This is a genomic window from Caldanaerovirga acetigignens, from assembly GCF_900142995.1.
GTDB lineage: Bacteria > Bacillota > Thermosediminibacteria > Thermosediminibacterales > Thermosediminibacteraceae > Fervidicola > Fervidicola acetigignens.
The window spans coordinates 1-18600 of sequence record NZ_FRCR01000014.1 but is presented as its reverse complement, the minus strand read 5'-3'; the positions used below and the strand labels follow the sequence as shown (position 1 = coordinate 18600).

Here is an 18600-nt window from a genome sequence, read left to right as displayed (position 1 = left end):
TTTCTTGTCAAAATTATCTTTCTTATTCTCGAGCAATTAAAAAGTCAGAAAAAGGATCATGGGAGAGGTAGTTTTCTTTAGCCTTTATAATATTACTGTTGGCATAGCAGTACCGGCAGCCGTGAGGACAGGTGTTGTAAACACCTATATCCACGCTCTTGTAGCAGCCGCATCCCGGCCTCGTGGGATTTATAGGCACCTTTATATCGCAGGAGTAAAGCTCGTTTATTGCATCTACATCCACACAGCTTCCTTTCCTCACAAACTCCCCTACAAGATAGTCACTGCAGCAGCTATATACCGTAATGCCATATTCACTTGCAATTCTGCCCAATTGATTTGCAAATTCCCTTCTTTCTTGCTCGTCCCAGAGAATAAGCCCAATGCCCTTTTCCTTAGAAAGCTGGTCAAAGCTCCTTTTTACCTTGCCGTACAAAGTGGCAAAACTTATATAGCACCGCCTGGTGTGGCCTTGAAGCCTACGGGCCAGGTATGTGAAATTCTTTAGATAAAACTCCGGCCCGGTGGCACTGGTAATTACAATGGGGTCAAACCTCCACTGTACGTGACCGGGCGAGAATATGCGGGAGATTTCGATGAACTGTTTTATCGCTTTTTCAACCGAAATGACGTTGTCCTCTAATATGCCCGAAAGTCCGGTTATAGTGAATAAAAAGTAGAGCCGGTATTTGTCTTTCAGCTCGCGGAGATGTGGAATCAGCGGGCCGAAATTCTTACTCCAGAATACTATCGCATCCACATTTTCTGTTTTTAACGATATCTCCCTTTTTTGTCCGTTGAAAGGGTTATAAACCACAACCCTGCCTTTTTTGACCTTGTCCATAAACCACTGGGCATAAAAAGCCGGAATGTCCGTCCTCCTGCTGGCCGATATTATCATTTTCATCACCATTTTAATTTTATCAATTACAGCATATTTATTGCAAAATAAAAAAACCGCCCTTTAACGGCCGGTCTCCCATTAATCATGGATTTGCCACCATCTCCGAATACACAATTGTACTGCCCGTAACCGACTTTTTTACTTCGCATACCAGTTCGTTTAAATTCTTGTATACTCTTGCTTTGCAAGCTAAAAGCACCATGGGCAGGCTCAATCCCGTTATAAAATCAACGTTTAAATGTTTTAACTCAGAACCGATAAGTTCTATGCAGGTATTGCACGGGATTTCTCCGAATTTGTCAACGAGTATAAGCACTCCATCTTCCCGGTACACCTTCAAAACCGCATCTTTCACCCGCAGTTTGAAATTTTCTTTGTTTTCTCCCGGATGAAAGCCCACCGGTTCAACATATTGCTGGGCCCCAATGATGAACTCCAGCACCCTATAAAGTTCTGCAGCCACATTGCAATGTGAGATCATCACTATGCCAACCATCGAATCAACTCCAGTAAAAGCGCAAACTTGACATGTCCAGTATTAATTTGTAACATAATTAAGTAGCCCTTATAAGCCACACAACGTTAATATTATAGACAATATGTCTCAAGGAGTCAACGTGTCTTTTTGCGCTAATTTTGTCGGATCGGAGGGATATATGATAAACAGCATCGGTAAAATAATAGAATCAATAAAAGGAGACCTTTCCTATACCGAACTCGCAAACCGGATTTACGAAAAAACCGGTTATAAAATACACCACACAACTTTGCAGAAATACGCCACCGGGAAAAGGGAGCCTTCTAAAAAGGCCCTAAAAATCCTGGCTGCTTACACCGAAAAACCTTTGAGCTGGTTTCTGGAAGAAGCCATGGGAACAAAGCCGGATTGCTCTGCAGTAGAAGGCAGCGAGTTTATGTACGAGTACGGCGACGTCGTAAAAGAGGCCAAGGCGAAAAATATTCCGCCCTCCAGCCTGAAACTCTTCATAAAAGCGGTAGAAGAAGCTCGGAAAAGGCCAAATTAAGGCCGCCATTTAAATGGCGGCTCTATTATTTTACGGTATTTTCCAGAGTTCCTATTCCTTCGATTTCAACCTCTAAGAAATCTCCTGACTTAACCGGGCCAACACCTGCGGGCGTGCCGGTAAGTATGACGTCCCCCGGCAGCAGCGTCATTATGTAAGATATATAAGATATGATTTCAGGAACTTTGAATATCAAATTTTCCGTATTAGACTGCTGCCTTATCACGCCATTTTGCCTTAGTTTAATATTCAACCCGTGAGGGTTAATCTCGGTCTCAATCCAGGGGCCCATTGGACAAAAAGTATCAAATGACTTGCTCCTGGTCCACTGCCCGTCCTTTTGCTGAAGGTCCCGGGCCGTCACGTCGTTAGCACACGTGTATCCGAAAACAAACTCCAAGGCCTTTTCACTGGAAATTTTGTACGCCTTTTTACCCATTACTACCGCAAGTTCTGCTTCGTAATCCACCCTTTGGGATACGTTTGGTACTACTATCGCCTCCCGCGGCCCTATTATGCTGGAAGGAGGCTTCATAAAAAGCACAGGTTCTTCAGGCAGGGCCGCTCCCATTTCCCTCGCATGGTCTGCATAGTTTAACCCCAGGCAAATAATTTTTGAAGGTTCGACTGGAGCGATAAGCTCTACGTCCGCCAGCAAAAGCGGCTCTCCCTCTTTGACAATTCCGTAATACGGCGGCCCGGCCAGGGGTTGGACCTTTTCGTTTTCCAGCACGCCCCAACTTATTTTTCCCCGGTACGAAAACCTGCAAAAACGCATTGCATCGCCTCCTTGAAATTTAAAAATCTGGCACTTATTTTTACTGTTTTTTTATAGAACTATAGAACTATTATATATTACTTCCATCCAGCATCAAGATATTTCCCAAGATATATTTTTATTCAAAAACTTTGGGTAATTTTATGTTCACAATATGTAAATTAATCTTTACTTTTTGTCTATATCATGTTACAATATAAAAAAAGAAAGATTGGAGGATCGCTATGGACAGAAGGCGATTTTCTATATTGGTTGCCTTGATAAGTGCCACCGTCGGTGCAGCTACAGGCTTCTTAGTAGCAAGCGATCAGGCTTCCTATGCAGCGGTATTTCCCCTGGCAGGCATATTGCTCGTATACCTGCTCAGATCAAAAGTTAAGGATGTAATAGAAGATGAAATGATCGAGAAGTATGTCGGGAAGGCCTCCAAAAAGACCATTGATGTCCTTGGAATCTCAATGGTGATCCTGGGCTTAATCTTCCTGGGATATAAAAGGGTCCATCCGGAACTGGAGATAGCAGGTTTCACCCTGCTCTATTCCGTCTGCTTTATGCTGGTTCTTTATTCTTTCTTATATTACTTTTATACCAAGAATCTGGCGGGAGAAGACGGCGATGATAAAAAATAAAATAAAAGTTTTCAGGGCTATGTACGACATGACCCAGGAAGACCTGGCCAAAAAACTAGGTATAACCAGGCAAACGGTTATAGCACTGGAAAAGGGGAAATACTACCCTTCCCTCGAACTGGCCTTTAAAATAGCGAGAGTATTCGGTGTTGGAATAGAAGATGTGTTTATTTATGAAGAAAACTAGTAAATAACAGAGTACGTCCTTGTGCTCATCCGCATTTTTTGATAGAATTTTCTTAGCTTTGAAAGGCATGACATTATCTTGCAGAAATGTCTGGAGGGCTTGACTTGAATAAAATACGGCGACTTATTTTCCTCGTGTTTTTTACGATCTTTGTCCTTACTGAAGGTACCAATACTCCTTCCTTTGCCCAGGAAATGACCATTTCAGTCCTGGTGGATGGTCTTCCGGTTAGCTTTGACGTTCCCCCAATCATCAAAGATGGGCGAACCCTCGTCCCCTTTCGTGCCGTATCCGAAGTATTAAATGTTCCAGTATCCTGGGATGAAAAATCAAAAATAGTTACGGCAAGCGATGGCGGTGCTTACATACTGCTTCGCATTGGAGATAAAACGGCTTATCTCAACAACACACAGATAACATTGGATGTCCCGCCGATGATAATGAACGGAAGGATGCTCATACCCCTTCGTTTTTTCAGCGAAGCCTTCGGCTGCAACGTAGAGTGGGATAATGCATCATACACGGTAAGGATAGTTTCCCCCAGGAGAAAAATGGCGATAATAGGTTTTTACGCTCTCGGCGACAGCAGAACCAGCAGTTGGACCAACCTTTTCGGAAAGCCTTATCCTGAGCACTCAAAGGGAAACACCGATGCCGTAAGCGAACTTGCCTTAGGATGGTACAGCCTTGACAAGGATGGGAGTCTTCTTACGCAAAGCGCTACGGGCTGGCAAAGGCCTTCAGGGTGGGAAGACGTCCTTAAAGCAGCATCCCTTTATAACCTGCGGACTGAAATGGTAATTCATGCTACCGACAGCAAAAGGGACATTAGTGAACTTATTTCTTCTAAAGAAGCCATGGAAAAGCTGGCCGAAGCTATTGCCGAAGAATCCAAGCTCTATTCCGGCGTCAACCTTGATCTGGAAGGGCTTGGATTAAACGAAGGCCAGGAGAAACTTTTGGAAACCCGTCAAAACTTTGTGCAGTTTATCCGAATACTTTCCGAAAAACTTGACCCTACAAAGACCCTGACTCTCACGCTTCACGCTCCCAACAGCGCCTATAAGGGATACGATTACAAAGCTCTGAGTGCCATAGCCGACCGCATTATAATAATGGCGTATGACTATGGCAGTTCGCCTGAACCTGTGGATAAAGTACTTCAGGCGATAGAAATGGCGAAAACCGAAGTACCCGCGGAAAAATTGATACTCGGCATATCCATGCCGAGAGAGACCGCAGAAAGCCTGCTTACAAAAATCGGCATCGCAAAGCGTTACAACCTTTCAGGTATTGCCCTCTGGCGGCTGGGGCTCGTTACGAAAGACCAGTGGGAAGTTTTGAGGAAAGCTGTAGAACCTGTTTCTTTTCACGATATAAAATGATTTTAAGATACCCTGACAACGACGAAATGATGGAATTACGATGTAGGCGCCGATTTGTTGGGATACACCCCTGAAGAATTCGAAGAAATGGCAAATAAAATAGGTTTTGTAGCGGAAATAGTAAGGACGGAATCGACGTCACTTCAAACGATGAAGAAGGGGGCGCATAGAATTGTACAACAACAAGGTGCTCGACCACTTATCCAATCCGAGAAACGCCGGTGAAATCCCCGATGCCGATGGAATAGGCCATGCGGGCAATCCGGTAGATGGAGACTCTATAACGATTTATATAAAAGTGAAAGACGGCATCATAGACGACATAAAATTCAAAACCTTCGGCTGCGGTGCAGCTATCGCAGCGAGCAGCATGCTGACCGTACTTGCAAAAGGCAAAACCATCGAAGAAGCCTTAAAAATAACCAACGAGCAGGTAGCCGAGGCTTTAGACGGCCTTCCGCCCCAGAAGCTCAATTGTTCCAACATAGCCGCCGATGCCCTTCACGACGCCATAAAGGATTACAAGAATAGAAAAAAATAAGTCGGCAATCAAGGCCGGCTATTTTTACGAACTCTAGCAAAGCACTTCATAAAAAGCGATTTTCCCATCTGCAAAATTCTCCACTTATTCCACTATTGACACTGCAAAAAATCGATAGTATAATTTCGCTAAAAATTGAATTTTTATCGAAAAAGGCGATGAGGGAAAGAGTAGCTGCAGTCTGCCAAAAAGAGAGCCGGTGGGAGGTGCGAATCGGCTGGCAATTGCAGTGAAGTACATTCCCAGAGCCGCAAGCTGAAAGGCTTTGCCGAGTAGGCGGAGACGGATTTCCCCGTTATGGGAAATGAGTGGGTTTGCGGAGGAAGCTTCCCTCTGTAAACCAAGCAGGGTGGTACCGCGAGGAAAAACTCGCCCCTTTACAGGGGCGAGTTTTTTTATCAAAAAACAACAAGAAGGAGGGATAACATGATAAAGTTTGCCGTCTTAATCCTTTACATCATATCTCAAATAGCAGTAGGGATAATAGGAATGAAAAGGACGAAAAGCCTCAACGATTTTTTGCTGGCCGGAAGAAATATGGGCCCCTGGATGTCCGCCTTTGCCTACGGCACAGCTTACTTTTCTGCAGTGATATTTATCGGCTATGCGGGAAAATTAGGATGGAATTTCGGCCTTTCGGCCCTGTGGATTGCCATAGGCAATAGCCTCATAGGGAGTTTCCTTGCATGGAAAATACTTGCAAAGCCCACAAAGATCATGACCCAAAAGCTTAACGCAAAGACGTTTCCGGAATTTCTCGCACTAAGATATGATTCTCCCACATACAGGATCTTCGCTGCAGTAATTATATTTATTTTCCTTGTGCCTTACTCCGCATCGGTCTACATGGGCTTAAGCTATCTATTTGAAGGAGTCTTTAACATCGATTATCAATTGGCACTAGTAATTATGGCGGCACTAACCGCATTTTATCTGATCCTCGGAGGCTATTTTTCCGTGAGCCTATCGGATTTCATCCAGGGATTAATAATGCTATTTGGAAGTATATTAATGATATGGTCGGTAGTCTCTCATCCTAATGTGGGCGGAATAATGCCGGCAATAAGAAAGCTTGCCAGCATAGACCCAAAATTAGCCGCACCGGTAGGTCCCCCTGGTTTTTGGCAATTATTCTTTTTTGTAACCCTGACAAGCTTGGGACCATGGGGCCTTCCGCAAATGGTGCACAAATTTTACTCAATAAAAGACGAGGCTTCTGTAAAGCCTGCCACCGCAATTTCCACCGCATTCTCCTTTATAATAAGCTTCACCGCTTATTTCATAGGTGCCATGACGAGGCTCTTTTTCGACTCCATACCTTTAGAAGGCGGGCGGCCTAATCCTGACATTATGGTGCCGAAAATAATTGAATGGGCAATGCCAGAAGCAGTTGCCGCCGTAATACTAGCGCTTGTAATATCTGCTTCCATGTCCACCTTATCTTCTCTGGTCCTGATATCGAGCTCGGCGATAAGCGTGGACCTAACAGAAGGGCTTGGAATTAAACTCGGCGGCAAGGCCAAAATGGCGCTCATGAGGCTGTTCTGCCTGATTTTTATTATCCTCTCACTGATAATCGCCATACTAAAGCCATCTATCATCATTACACTGATGGCCATATCCTGGGGCACTGTGGCCGGAACATTTTTAGCGCCATATCTTTTTGGCCTGTTTTATAAGCAAACCACAAAATCAGGCGCATGGACTGGTTCCATAACAGGCCTTGCTATATCGATAGTTCTCTCGGTAATTTCTAGATTTGATTCATCAAAAATCCCTATGTTCGGAAGCCTTGCCATGACAATTCCTCTATTAGTAGTGCCGTTTGTATCTAAATTGACTTCGAAAGAACGAACACAGCAAGAAATTTTTAAAAATGCTCCTTCATCGCAAATAAATTATTGACATGAAAAAATACTTCTGTTATTATCTATTTAAAACTTTGAAAACCAGATATCTTTAAAACTCTTCTTATCAAGAGCGGTGGAGGGACTGGCCCGATGAAACCCGGCAACCCGCATCTTTAAAGATGCGAAGGTGCCAATTCCTGCAGGACGAGATGTCCTGAGAGATAAGAAGAGGCAGGAAAGCGTGCCTCTTCTTATCGGAAGAGGCTTTCTTGTTGCCTCTTACTGTACTTTGCACCAAGAAGGAGTGATTGTATTGAAAACCTTTGAGGAAATTAACGAAAAGATTAGATCCGGTTGTGCTGTGGTGCTCACAGCCCAGGAAGTAAAGGAGCTTGCCCGCAAAGAGGGCATAAAAGAGGTCGCCAAAAAGGTAGACGTGGTAACCACCGCAACTTTCGGGGCCATGTGCTCTTCTGGAGCTTTCCTAAATTTCGGCCACACAGATCCACCCATAAAGATGAGCAAAGTCTGGCTGAACGATGTCCCGGCTTACGGAGGTATAGCGGCGGTAGATGCCTATATAGGAGCCACAGAACAGTCGGAATCCGAAGGGATGAATTACGGCGGAGCCCATGTAATAGAGGACCTGGTAGCCGGAAAGAAAATAAAGCTTAGGGCTCTATCTTACGGAACCGACTGTTACCCTCGAAAGGAATTCACTGGTTTTATCGATAAATATTCCATAAACCAGGCAATACTTTTTAACCCCAGAAACGCTTATCAGAATTACAACGCCGCAACGAACACTTCCGACAAAACCCTCTATACCTATATGGGCGTGCTATTACCAAACTGCGGGAATGTAAACTATTCGACAACGGGAGAACTAAGCCCCTTGATGAACGACCCGTACCTTAGGACTATCGGCGTTGGGACGCGAATTTTCCTGGGTGGTGCAATAGGGTACGTAGCCTGGGAAGGCACCCAACATAATCCTACTCAAGAGCGCGCTGAAAGCGGCGTTCCCATTGGAGGCGGCGCTACGCTGGCCCTAATAGGAGATTTAAAGAAGATGAGTCCAGAATTTCTTAGAGCAGCAGTAGTCAAGGGCTACGGTGTGACACTTTACGTAGGCGTAGGAGTTCCGATTCCCATCATTGATGAGGAAATGGCACGGTTCGTATCCATAAGGGACGAAGAAATTCTCACAAATATACTCGATTACGCAGTGCCCTCCCGCTCAAGACCAGTCCTTCGCAGGGTAAGTTACTCAGAATTAAAGAGTGGAAATGTAACGATCATGGGCAAGAAAGTCCCTACAGCTTGCCTTTCGAGCATTTCAGTTTCCATAAAAATAGCCGAGATCCTAAAAAATTGGATAAAAGAAGGCAAATTCCTATTACAGCAACCTATACAAGCACTACCTATGGATATCAGGCTTTTGCCATTAAATGAGACAAAGGAGGAATAACTTTGAGCAGAGTAAATGAAAATTTAAAGGTTAAAAGAGCCAAAATAGGTTTTATTGAAGAAAAGTGCATAAGTTGTGGTGCTTGTACTGCGCTTTGCCCCACTGCTGCATTATGCATCGATAAAGGCAATTGGAAGCTGCGCTTTTGCTCTGAAAAATGTTCTTCTTGTCTCTTATGTGTGAGTAGTTGTCCACTTGGCGCAATAGTTCAGCTTTAGGTGGAACAGATTATGGCTGAATACAAAAGCCGTGACTATAGAAAACTCGTATACGCAGAAGGCTTGATTAGCTTTACCGTCAAATTCAAGGAAACTGACCTTTTCATAAGCGCCAAAAAAGATCTTTCAGCAGAAGCCCTTGCCTGCTTGCTGAATTATCGAAAAGACCTGGAAGAATATATAGCATTTGACCCGGATTTTATTTGCTCATTGTCTCCGCACTCCGTCCCCGAATGGGCACCAGAAATAGTAAAACATATGGCAAAGGCCGCTTTTAAAGCAGGGGTAGGTCCAATGGCAGCAGTAGCAGGCGCTATATCTGAATTCATTGGGAAGCTCCTCTTAAAATTCTCCCCTGAGGTAATAGTAGAAAACGGGGGAGATATATTTGCTATGATAAAGCGACCAATTAAAATTGGAATATTCGCAGGAGCTTCTCCTTTTAGCAATAAAATCGCCTTAAAGCTCAACGCAACTGGTCATCCTCTGGGGATATGCACTTCAGCAGGCACAATAGGCCACTCCTTGAGCTTCGGCAGAGCAGATGCAGCAGTAATAGTAGCGGAAAATTCAACCCTTGCTGATGCGGTAGCAACCGCCACAGGCAATCGGGTTAAGTCCCCGAATGATATAAAGGACGCCCTAGAATTTGCCCTGAGCATAGAAGGAGTCATAGGAGCATTGATTATCATTGGCGAACACTTGGGGGCAAAAGGTGACATCGAAATTGAAAAAATTTAAAGGAGGAAAAATTTTGAGGTCCATTGAATTAATAGAGTTACTCAAGGAAAAAATCTTGATATTTGACGGCGCTATGGGAACAATGCTCTTTAAAAATGGTCTTCCGCCCGGCTCATGCCCCGAAATGCTGAATCTTGAATTTCCCAACGCCGTAGAAAACGTCCACAGGTTTTACGTCGATGCGGGTGCAGAAGTTGTCGAAACCAACACATTCGGCGCGAATCGAATTAAGCTTTCTACCTTCGGCCTAGCCCATAAAGCAAAGGATATTAACCATCGGGCAGTCGAAATCGCCAGAAAAGCTGCGGGAACGAAGGTTCTTGTGGCAGGCTCTATAGGTCCTACCGGAAAGCTCATCTTTCCCCTTGGTGACCTTTCTTTTGAGGAAGCTTACACCGCTTTTAAAGAGCAGGCTGGTTACCTCCTGGAAGCGGGTGCAGACCTGATAATAATAGAAACCATGTCCGACCTTCAGGAAATGAGGGCTGCCCTCCTCGCGGTTAAGGAATTCGGCGATGTTCCCGTAATATGCCAAATGACTTTTGAAAAAAGCGGAAGGACCCTTACAGGCACAGACCCCGAAACCGCAGCGAGGGTTCTTTCTGCCATGGGCGCCACGGTCGTCGGCTTAAACTGCAGTTTGGGCCCGGAAGAAGCAATAGAAATCATAAAAAAGATGGCCAAGGTAGGAGGTGTATACCTTTCTGCCCAGCCCAACGCAGGGCTTCCTGATACAAAAGGCGGTGCCGAATCCTATGCAGTTACACCCGAAGATATGGCCAAATATGCAAGAGAAATGGTTCGCCTGGGCGTTTCGGTAGTAGGTGGATGCTGCGGCACCACGCCGGAACACATAAAGGCTATTTCCGAAGCCGTATCGGATCTTCGCCCGCCCTTGCGCTTTCCTGACGGAAGGTGCTTCTTGGCATGCCGCACCCGCACCCTTTACATAGAAGGAAGAGGCCCCACGCCTTTCGTCGGAGAACGAATAAATCCCACAGCGAGAAAAAAGCTCGCAGAATCGATTAAAAATGGCGACTTCGGACCTGTAATAAGGGAAGCCGAGGAACAGGTGAGGGCCGGCGCTTCGATCATCGACGTAAATGTAGGGGTACCGGGACTCGATGAAGCATCCGCAATGGCCAGGGCGGTAGAATCCATCCAGCGAACGGTCGATGTTCCCCTTTCCATAGACAGCTCCAACCCCGAAGCTATCGAAGCAGGCCTTAAATACTTTTGCGGCAGGGCTATAATAAATTCGGTAGACGGTTCTAAGGATAAGCTTGAGAAAATACTCCCCCTTGCCCGGCGCTATGGCGCTGCCTTAATAGGGCTTACCTTGGACGAAAGCGGAATTCCGGAAAGTGCCGAAAAGCGCCTGAAGGTCGCCCAAAAAATCGTCGAATGCGCGGAAAAATACGGCATCGACCGCAACTTTATCTTCATCGATTGCCTCTGTCTTGCAGCCGGTGTCCATCAAAACCAGACACTCGAAACTTTAAAGGCCATCAGCTTGATTAAAAAAGAGCTCGGCGTGAAAACGACCCTCGGGATAAGCAATATATCCCACGGCCTTCCCTTCCGGAAGACTTTAAACGCAGCATTTCTTTCCATGGCTATAAAAGAAGGCCTGGACCTTCCGATAATAGACCCTCTCAGCGAAGAAGTAGTCTATGCATTAAGGGCTTCTGACCTCTTGACCGGCCGCGATGAGAGGGGCGAATATTACGTTTTCTCCGGGCGACTAGAAAAAACTTCCGAGACAACCTTAAAGGACGCGGTTATTAACGGCAATGCAGAAAACATAAAAGCTCTGGTGGATTTGGCCTTAAAAAACGGAAACAGTCCGCTCGATGTCATAAACGAGATGGTCATACCCGCCCTGGAAGAGGTGGGCAAAAAGTACGAAACGGGCGAATTCTTTCTTCCCCAACTCATAGCAGCCGCCGAAGCGGCCGAGATGGCCTTCTCCCATCTTCGTCCCCTTATCGGTGCGGAAAAACAAAAATCCCACGGCACGGTAGTCTTAGCCACCGTCCGCGGGGACATTCACGACATAGGCAAGAACATTGTGAAATTGATGCTATCAAACAACGGCTTTCACGTAGTAGACCTCGGGGTGGATGTGCCGGAAGAAAAAATTATTGAAGCCGCTGTAAGTAGCAATGCTGACATAATAGGGCTGAGCGCCTTGATGACTACTACCATGGTAAGGATGAAAGATGTAGTAGACCTTGCTAAATCTCGAGGCATACCTGCCAAAATAATGGTGGGCGGTGCAGTGGTCACCGAGGAATTTGCAAAGATGATAGGTGCTGACGGATACGCCCCAGATGCGGTTTCCGCAGTTTACCTTGCCAAAAAGCTGGTTAAACTTTCACGCTAAAACCTGCCCTTTCAAAAGCTTCCTTTATGCGCTTCATGGTAGCCGGAGGCGGTGCGCTATGGTCCAGCATTTTGTATTCTCTCGAAAGCCTCGCGTACTTTTCGCTCACATCGTGGAAGGGCAAAAGTTCTATTTGCCTTATGTCTTTTAACGAAGATGCGAATTCCACAAGGCCTTCTATATTTTCATTTGTATCGGTAATCCCGGGGATGACGGGAAGGCGAAGGAGCACGTCCTTTCCCCTTCCCGCATCATCCAGAAGCCTCAGGTTTTCCCTTATGGGCTCATTAGAAACCCCTGTGTATTTTTTGTGATGCTCCTCCTTTGCGAGTTTCAAGTCGAACAGGAAAAAATCCACATAATCCATAACCTCTACAAAGGTATCCCGTGGCGCGAAGCCCGAAGTGTCAAGGGCGGTGTGAAAGCCGCGCTCCTTGCACCTTTTTAGGGCTTCTTTTAGAAAATGCGGCTGTGCAAGTGGCTCTCCCCCCGAAAAAGTAACGCCACCGCTGGATTTGTCGTAAAAGAGCACGTCCCTTTCCAATTCCTCTATAAGTTCCTCCACATTTATTACCCTCCCGACGAGCCTTATCGCATTCGTCGGGCAGGCATCGGCACATATACCGCAACCTATGCAAAGGCTTCTTTCAATTTTGGGAAAGCCGCCTTCGTTTTCAAAAAAAATTGCCCCGGCCGGGCATACCCCGGCGCAGGTACGACACCTAATGCATTTATATTCGAAAAACATTAACTCATTTTTGGGCGATATGCCTTCCGGATTGTGGCACCACCAGCACCTGAGAGGACAGCCTTTCATAAATACGGTGGTCCTTATTCCCGGCCCGTCGTGCACCGCAAAGCGCTTAATATCGAATATTAAGCCATTATTCGTCATCTAAAAGCCTCCTTGCAGCATCAAATAAGCTAAAATTCCTTTTGTTCGGTCCTCGCTATTATTTCCTCCTGTAGTCCCTTCGGCAAATTCACGAAGTAGTCGCTGTATCCCGCAACCCTCACCATCAGGTCCTGGAAATCCGCTGGGCGTTTTTGGGCCTCCCTCAAAAGCTCCGCACTGACCACATTGAACTGCACGTGATGCCCGCCCATGTTGAAGAACGTTCTTATCAGGCTTGCGAGATTCCGGAGGTTCTCTTCACCTTCCAATAAATCTGGCGTGAGCTTTTGATTTAGAAGCGCCCCTCCGGTCTTATCCCAATCGCACTTTGCAATTGACCTGAACACTGCCGCTACTCCTCTTCTGTCGCTTCCCTGCACTGGAGATATGCCCTCGGACACCGGAAAACCGGCTTTTCTGCCGTCCGGCGTGGCACCTGTGACCTTGCCAAAATATACGTGGACCGTCGTCGGCAGGAAATACGCCCTTCTCGAAGCCTTTCTCACCAGCGTCGGCGGGTAGCTTTCTATCATCCCGACTACCTCATCCACAAGCCTCTTAGCTATCTCGTCGGCGTAATCGTCATCTTCCCCGTACCTTGGGGTCTTATTCAATATCCTCTGCCTCAAAATCTCGTATTTCCCTTCGAAATTTTGCCTTAATGCCTCCATAAATTCTTCCATGCTAGTCGTCTTTTCATCGAAAACATGGTACTTCAGCGAGCTCAGGCTGAAAGCCACTGTGCCGAGCCCAACAAGCTGCACATATTGCGTGTTGTACCTCGCACCACCGGAATTGTAGTCCTTTGCTTTTTTCACGCAGTCATCTATCCAAAGCGACATGAACGGCACGGGAAGCTGCCTTGAATATATTTCCTCTATGATGTCGTTCCCCTTCATCTTTATGTCCATGAAATGCTTCACCTGCTTCATGAAAGCCTGCCACAGCTCTTCATAGGATTTGAAGTTTGCAGGATCTCCGGTTTCAATCCCCAGCTTTTTGCCGGTCTGCGGGTCTATTCCGTTGTTCAGGGTAATTTCAAGGATTTTGGGCAGGTTGAAGTAGCCCGTGAGTATATAGGCTTCTTTACCGAAAGAGCCCGTCTCAACGCAGCCGCTCACCCCTGAAGTCCGTGCATCTTCCAGAGTCTTGCCCTGCCTCAACATCTTCACTATCACGCCGTCGAAGTTGAAAAACGGCGGTTCGCCGAATCCCGGCGCCACAACCTGCAGGGCTTTTATCAATAACCTGTCCGGGTTTTTATTGCTGACGAGCAAGGCGGTGTTCGGCTGAAGAGTCCTCATTTCATCCAGCACTTCCAATAGCAGGTAGGACACTTCGTTTACTCCGTCTGAGCCGTCCTTTTTTAAGCCCCCTATATTTATCTTGGTAAAGTCGTTGTATGTGAAGCTTTCCTCTGCAGTAACTCCTACTTTGGGCACCGCCGGCTGGTTGTTTATCTTTATCCAGAAGGCCTCTAAAAGTTCCTTGGCCTTATCCCTCGTGAGCCTTCCTTCTTTTACATCCTTTTCGTAGAAGGGAAAAAGGTGCTGGTCGAATCTTCCCGGGTTGAAGGAATCCCAGGGGTTGGTCTCATAGACCACCCCGACGTGAACGAACCAGTAGTGCTGCAGGGCTTCCCAGAATGTCTCCGGCGCATGTGCGGGAACTTTGCGGCAGATTCTTGCCATTTCTTCAAGCTCTTTTTTGCGCTCGGGGTTTTCTTTCTCCTGGGCCATTTTTTCCAATTTTTCGGCATAGCGCTGTGCGTAGATCAAAATTGCATCGGCGGCAATGTCCATCGCCTTCAATTCTTCCATCTTTTCCTTATAATCGGGATCATCGGGGTTGAGTTCCTGCATACTCTTTTTTATCTCCTCTTTTATGTCGAGAACCCCTTTTTCAAAAATTCTCTCCCCACCAGCGGTATGTCCCGGAGCCCTCTGCTCCATGAATTCGGTCCATATCCCCGCTTCATAGGCATCGATCCATTCCTGCGGAAGGCTCGCAAAAAGTTCTTCCCTAACCGTCTTACCCTTCCAGAACGGAATTATCTCCTCTTCGTAAAGCTTTTTCGTCTCTTCATCCACTTTGTAGGGCATGTTTTCCCTGGAATCTAGAATTTCCAGGTCCTGCATGCTGTGGGTGCATATCTCTGGATAGGTGGGTACTTCCTGCGGACCGGTCCCCCTGAGCCCCACGATAAGCTGGCCTTCTTCCACCGGCAGGCTCACCCGCTCCATCAAGTACTTGAAGGCCATGGCGCGCTGCACAGGAATGGACTCGTCTTTTGCTATGCCGCTTTTATAAAATTCCGTTATGATTTTTGCCCTCTCGGCTGAGATTTTGACCTGAGCCTTAACGCTTTCTTCGCGAAGCCTCGCAATCCGCTCATTTATGGGACGGACGGCCGACCTCCTTTTTTGGATTTCTTTTTCAATGGCATCGCAGGGAATAGCCATAATATCGCCTCCAGTTAAAACAAAATCACGTTTCAGTTTTTTATATATGCAATTTTAATGCCAGTTTCACTTTTAGCGAAAGGAATTCATGATTTCTCGATATTGTCCCAATTTTTATACCATTTGTCTCGTTTTAGAGATCATCATATACGGAAAAGGTCCTTACCATAAATCTAAAGGGTGATACTTTTACCTAACCCCAGCTTTAAAGCCTTTTCGTAGATTCTAGCAGCGGTTACCACATCCTGGACAGCCAAGCCTACGGATTTAAAAATAGTAATTTCTTCCTTTGATTCCCTTCCGGGCAGTTTGCCGATTATATAATCTCCAATATCCCCTGTTATTTTTTCTTCTGTAATCATCCCTTTTTTTATCGGGACTATAAGGTCTCCTGCTTCGGCGAGGCACGCGCTTTTTGAGTCCACGTAAATCTTGTCGGCTTTTAATATGGCTTCTTCAGGAATTTCCTGCATTTCAGGGGTATATGCTCCTATTCCGTTTATGTGGACTCCTTTTTTTATTAATTTTCCATTAAATACCGGCTTTTTAGATGTTGTGACCGTCGTGATAATATCTACTTCGGGAAGTACATCGTCCGCATTTTCCACTGCAGTTATTGTCGCGCCATAATTTTTGAAATTTTGATTCATTTGTTCGGCAAACTGCTTTGCTTTGTTAAAATCAACGTCAAAGACGTATACTTCTTCAAGCTTCCTTGCGCAGAGCAATGCCCAAATCTGGGTCTCTGCCTGGGCGCCCGCACCGAAAATTATTGCTTTTTTTGCATCTTCATTTGAGAAAAGTTCTGTCGCAACCCCAGAAGCTGCTCCTGTTCTAAGCCTTGTAAGGTATGTGCCGTCCATTATAGCATTTACAACGCCCGTTTCACCGTCCACCAAAATCATGGTTGCTGGCACGGAAGGCAAGCCTTTTTCAACATTTTTCGGATATACAGACACTACCTTTATTCCGGCAAAATCAATGCCTTCTACATAGGAAGGCATAAAAAGTATTTGTCCATTATGTTTTTTTACTGGTATGTTTGTTCTTAAAGGTACTATACTTTTCCCTTCCGCTAAGATTTTATATGCTTCTTTTACTGCTACTATCACTTCCTCCATGGGAAAAGCCTGTCTCATCTCTTGGGCGCTTATGAGAAGCATTTCAATCATCTCCTTTGCAGTCTTAACTTTTTCCATGGAAAGTATGCTTTTAGATCTATGTCTGGAGACCATTTACTATAAACATAAACGGCCTCCAGACGATATCCATACAAAATTCTACTTGTTTATTCCCATTTCTCTAAATCTAACATTCCTTCAGACTTTGCTACAATACAGGTACCTACCATATCCCCAGTAACATTGCACATCGTCCTACCCATATCGAGAATAACATCAATCCCTAGCACTAATGCAAAGGCTCCAGCAACCACTGTTCCTGGTTCAACGTTAAGACCAACCATATTCATAACAGCTAATAATACCACTGGACCAGAACCAGCAATACCTGCAGTTCCCATCGTCCCGATAGTGACAACTAGAATAACTATCAACTTTTGAATAGGCGTAAGATGAATTCCCGCTGCGAAAGCTACAAAAAATACAGAGATAATCTGATAATAAGCTTCTCCGTCCAAATTTATTTGTGAACCAAGAGGCAGAGTAAAACTGCCGATATTTCTTGAAACACCTAAGTTTTCCTCTGCAACTTTTAATGTAAGTGGCAAAGTTGCACTGCTACTTCTTGTTGCAAATGCCATAAGCATAGCGTCTTTTGCTTTTGCAATAAATTTAGCATAGCTTAATCTTGTAAACAAAGTAAAAAGCAAACCATATACAATCAACAATTGAAAAGCATAACCTATATAGCATGTTAAAATCAATTTAGCAACAGACCCAATTACCTTTGCGCCTTCTTGTGCAAATAGCACGGCAATTAAGGCAAAAACGCCTATCGGAGAATATTCTAGAACACCCTTTGTAATTTTAAACATCAACTCGGCTGTACCTTGACAGAATTTGTACACAGTAAGTACAGCTTCTCTTATATTATCATCTTGAGTGTCTCTAAGTATCGAAATTGCGATACCAAAAAATAACTGCAAAAACTAATACCTGTAAATAAGCCCCATTTGCAAAAGATGCCGCTACGTTATCAGGTACCATGTTTAAAAGCACGCTGCTGACAGAAGGAGTTTGCACTGTAGCTCCTTCGGCTGCAGTACCGCTTATAGACAAACCTAGCCCTGGCTTCAATATTTGAGCTAATATAAGTCCAAAAGTAGCCGCACAAATCGTAGTTGCAAGATAATATAACAAAATTTTTCCCGCAACTCTTCCAATTTTGGAAGCGGGCATTCCTCCTACACCAGTTACAATCGCAGAAAATATTAGAGGAAGTATGATCATCTTTAATAATTTGATCATTAAAGTACCTAACGGTTCTATTACAGCAATTTTAGTACCAACAATCAAACCAACAATTGCGCCCAATATAAGAGCGATTAGAATTCTCCACACAAGAGGTGTCCCAAAATACCAACCTAGAAATCCGTTTCGTTTTTCTGCCATCCTTCTTTCCTCCTTTTAAAAAATTTTTCTGCACGCCGACATAAGTCACCTTTTGCCCTTTGTTTTATCACAAAAATCCCGCCAGAATGCCCCCGATTTTAATCGGGAGATGAATGGCGACTTGCTATTTTTATCTGGTTATGCTAAAATTTAAGCAAACCGGAGGAGATACTATATGCAGACAGTAACACTAAAGGTAAAACTCCTATCCCCAAACAAAGGCAAACTGGAGAAGATGGTTCGCATGCTGGAGACATATCGCAAAGCCTGCACCTGGTTCCTGGAACAGGCCGAAACTTTGAACACTACCAGCAGGGCAAAGTTAAACCGGGAAACCTACCACAAAGCCTGTGAACTATTCGACCTCAACCGCGCTACACTCCAGTGCGCCATGCTCAAAGCACTCTCAGCTTATCGCTCATACCTTTCCCGTACAAAAAATGGCAAGAAATCCAGCCTGCCCAAATTTGACCGGATAGTTCCGGTAATGGTGCGGCAGGACTGCTATTCAATACATCAGCTGCCTTCAGGTACATGGGTCATCAAGTTCCCTGT

The 18600-nt window shown here is 45.2% G+C and carries 18 protein-coding genes, 1 pseudogene, 1 riboswitch and 1 other annotated feature; of the genes and pseudogenes, 11 read left to right on the top strand and 8 right to left on the bottom strand.

Annotated features, from left to right (window positions below):
- Nucleotides 1-22: 22 nt before the first annotated feature.
- Nucleotides 23-907: a DUF1848 domain-containing protein gene (locus BUB66_RS09955; RefSeq protein WP_159431526.1), complete on the bottom strand. Its 885-nt coding sequence runs from the start codon at nt 905-907 to the stop codon at nt 23-25.
- Between the two features lie 79 nt (nt 908-986).
- The gene (locus tag BUB66_RS09950; RefSeq protein ID WP_073258091.1) at nt 987-1400 is read right to left on the bottom strand and encodes a PTS sugar transporter subunit IIA; all 414 of its coding nucleotides are present in this window, start codon (nt 1398-1400) and stop codon (nt 987-989) included.
- Nucleotides 1401-1560: 160 nt separating this feature from the next.
- Here BUB66_RS09950 and BUB66_RS09945 point away from each other — a divergent pair, with 160 nt between their 5' ends.
- Nucleotides 1561-1929 (top strand): helix-turn-helix domain-containing protein, encoded by a 369-nt coding sequence (locus BUB66_RS09945; protein ID WP_073258089.1) that lies wholly within the window; start codon nt 1561-1563, stop codon nt 1927-1929.
- Nucleotides 1930-1954: 25 nt separating this feature from the next.
- Here the strand turns inward: BUB66_RS09945 and BUB66_RS09940 are convergent, their stop codons facing one another.
- Nucleotides 1955-2707 (bottom strand): fumarylacetoacetate hydrolase family protein, encoded by a 753-nt coding sequence (locus tag BUB66_RS09940; RefSeq protein ID WP_073258087.1) that lies wholly within the window; start codon nt 2705-2707, stop codon nt 1955-1957.
- Nucleotides 2708-2931: 224 nt separating this feature from the next.
- Here BUB66_RS09940 and BUB66_RS09935 point away from each other — a divergent pair, with 224 nt between their 5' ends.
- The 9 genes from BUB66_RS09935 to BUB66_RS09895 all read left to right on the top strand — a co-directional run bounded on the left by BUB66_RS09935 (nt 2932) and on the right by BUB66_RS09895 (nt 12115).
- Nucleotides 2932-3336 carry a DUF2178 domain-containing protein gene (locus BUB66_RS09935; protein ID WP_073258085.1) on the top strand — a complete coding sequence of 135 codons (405 nt, stop codon included), beginning with the start codon at nt 2932-2934 and terminating at the stop codon, nt 3334-3336.
- Nucleotides 3323-3523: a helix-turn-helix transcriptional regulator gene (locus BUB66_RS09930; protein WP_073258083.1), complete on the top strand. Its 201-nt coding sequence runs from the start codon at nt 3323-3325 to the stop codon at nt 3521-3523. The genes BUB66_RS09935 and BUB66_RS09930 overlap by 14 nt, the downstream gene beginning before the upstream one ends.
- A 113-nt stretch (nt 3524-3636) precedes the next feature.
- The gene (locus BUB66_RS09925) at nt 3637-4908 is read left to right on the top strand and encodes a stalk domain-containing protein (protein WP_143156272.1); all 1272 of its coding nucleotides are present in this window, start codon (nt 3637-3639) and stop codon (nt 4906-4908) included.
- 172 nt (nt 4909-5080) lie between these two features.
- Entirely contained in the window at nt 5081-5449 is a 369-nt protein-coding gene (gene nifU, locus BUB66_RS09920) for a Fe-S cluster assembly scaffold protein NifU (RefSeq protein WP_073258079.1), read from the top strand.
- A 149-nt stretch (nt 5450-5598) separates the two neighbouring features.
- Nucleotides 5599-5829: a binding site (T-box leader), on the top strand.
- A gap of 46 nt (nt 5830-5875) precedes the next feature.
- Nucleotides 5876-7354 carry a sodium:solute symporter family transporter gene (locus BUB66_RS09915; protein WP_143156269.1) on the top strand — a complete coding sequence of 493 codons (1479 nt, stop codon included), beginning with the start codon at nt 5876-5878 and terminating at the stop codon, nt 7352-7354.
- Nucleotides 7355-7417: 63 nt separating this feature from the next.
- Nucleotides 7418-7527: riboswitch (SAM riboswitch) on the top strand.
- A gap of 76 nt (nt 7528-7603) precedes the next feature.
- Nucleotides 7604-8770, top strand: a complete 1167-nt coding sequence (locus tag BUB66_RS09910; RefSeq protein WP_073258149.1) for a homocysteine biosynthesis protein — start codon at nt 7604-7606, stop codon at nt 8768-8770.
- Nucleotides 8771-8772: 2 nt separating this feature from the next.
- Nucleotides 8773-8988, top strand: coding sequence for a 4Fe-4S binding protein (locus BUB66_RS12770; RefSeq protein ID WP_073258077.1), 216 nt, complete (start codon nt 8773-8775; stop codon nt 8986-8988).
- 12 nt (nt 8989-9000) lie between these two features.
- On the top strand, nt 9001-9729 hold the full coding sequence (locus BUB66_RS09900) for a UPF0280 family protein (protein ID WP_073258075.1): 729 nt from the start codon (nt 9001-9003) through the stop codon (nt 9727-9729).
- A gap of 13 nt (nt 9730-9742) precedes the next feature.
- A complete protein-coding gene (locus tag BUB66_RS09895) occupies nt 9743-12115 on the top strand; it encodes a homocysteine S-methyltransferase family protein (protein ID WP_198409441.1) in 2373 nt (790 codons plus the stop codon).
- Here the strand turns inward: BUB66_RS09895 and BUB66_RS09890 are convergent.
- The 5 genes from BUB66_RS09890 to BUB66_RS12405 all read right to left on the bottom strand — a co-directional run bounded on the left by BUB66_RS09890 (nt 12099) and on the right by BUB66_RS12405 (nt 18045).
- Complete coding sequence (locus BUB66_RS09890; protein ID WP_073258073.1) at nt 12099-13010, bottom strand: glycyl-radical enzyme activating protein; 912 nt, start codon at nt 13008-13010, stop codon at nt 12099-12101. The two genes, BUB66_RS09895 and BUB66_RS09890, sit on opposite strands and share 17 nt — an antisense overlap.
- 29 nt (nt 13011-13039) lie before the next feature.
- Entirely contained in the window at nt 13040-15472 is a 2433-nt protein-coding gene (gene hypD, locus BUB66_RS09885) for a trans-4-hydroxy-L-proline dehydratase (protein ID WP_073258071.1), read from the bottom strand.
- A 173-nt stretch (nt 15473-15645) separates the two neighbouring features.
- Nucleotides 15646-16635 carry an ornithine cyclodeaminase family protein gene (locus BUB66_RS09880; protein WP_073258145.1) on the bottom strand — a complete coding sequence of 330 codons (990 nt, stop codon included), beginning with the start codon at nt 16633-16635 and terminating at the stop codon, nt 15646-15648.
- Between the two features lie 125 nt (nt 16636-16760).
- Nucleotides 16761-17579 (bottom strand): dicarboxylate/amino acid:cation symporter, encoded by an 819-nt coding sequence (locus BUB66_RS12410; protein WP_198409439.1) that lies wholly within the window; start codon nt 17577-17579, stop codon nt 16761-16763.
- Nucleotides 17542-18045: a dicarboxylate/amino acid:cation symporter gene (locus BUB66_RS12405; protein WP_198409438.1), complete on the bottom strand. Its 504-nt coding sequence runs from the start codon at nt 18043-18045 to the stop codon at nt 17542-17544. Before BUB66_RS12405 ends, BUB66_RS12410 begins: the two co-directional genes overlap by 38 nt.
- Before the next feature lie 175 nt (nt 18046-18220).
- Between BUB66_RS12405 and BUB66_RS09870 the strand changes: the two are divergent.
- A pseudogene (locus BUB66_RS09870) lies at nt 18221-18600 on the top strand (hypothetical protein); the annotation flags it as partial.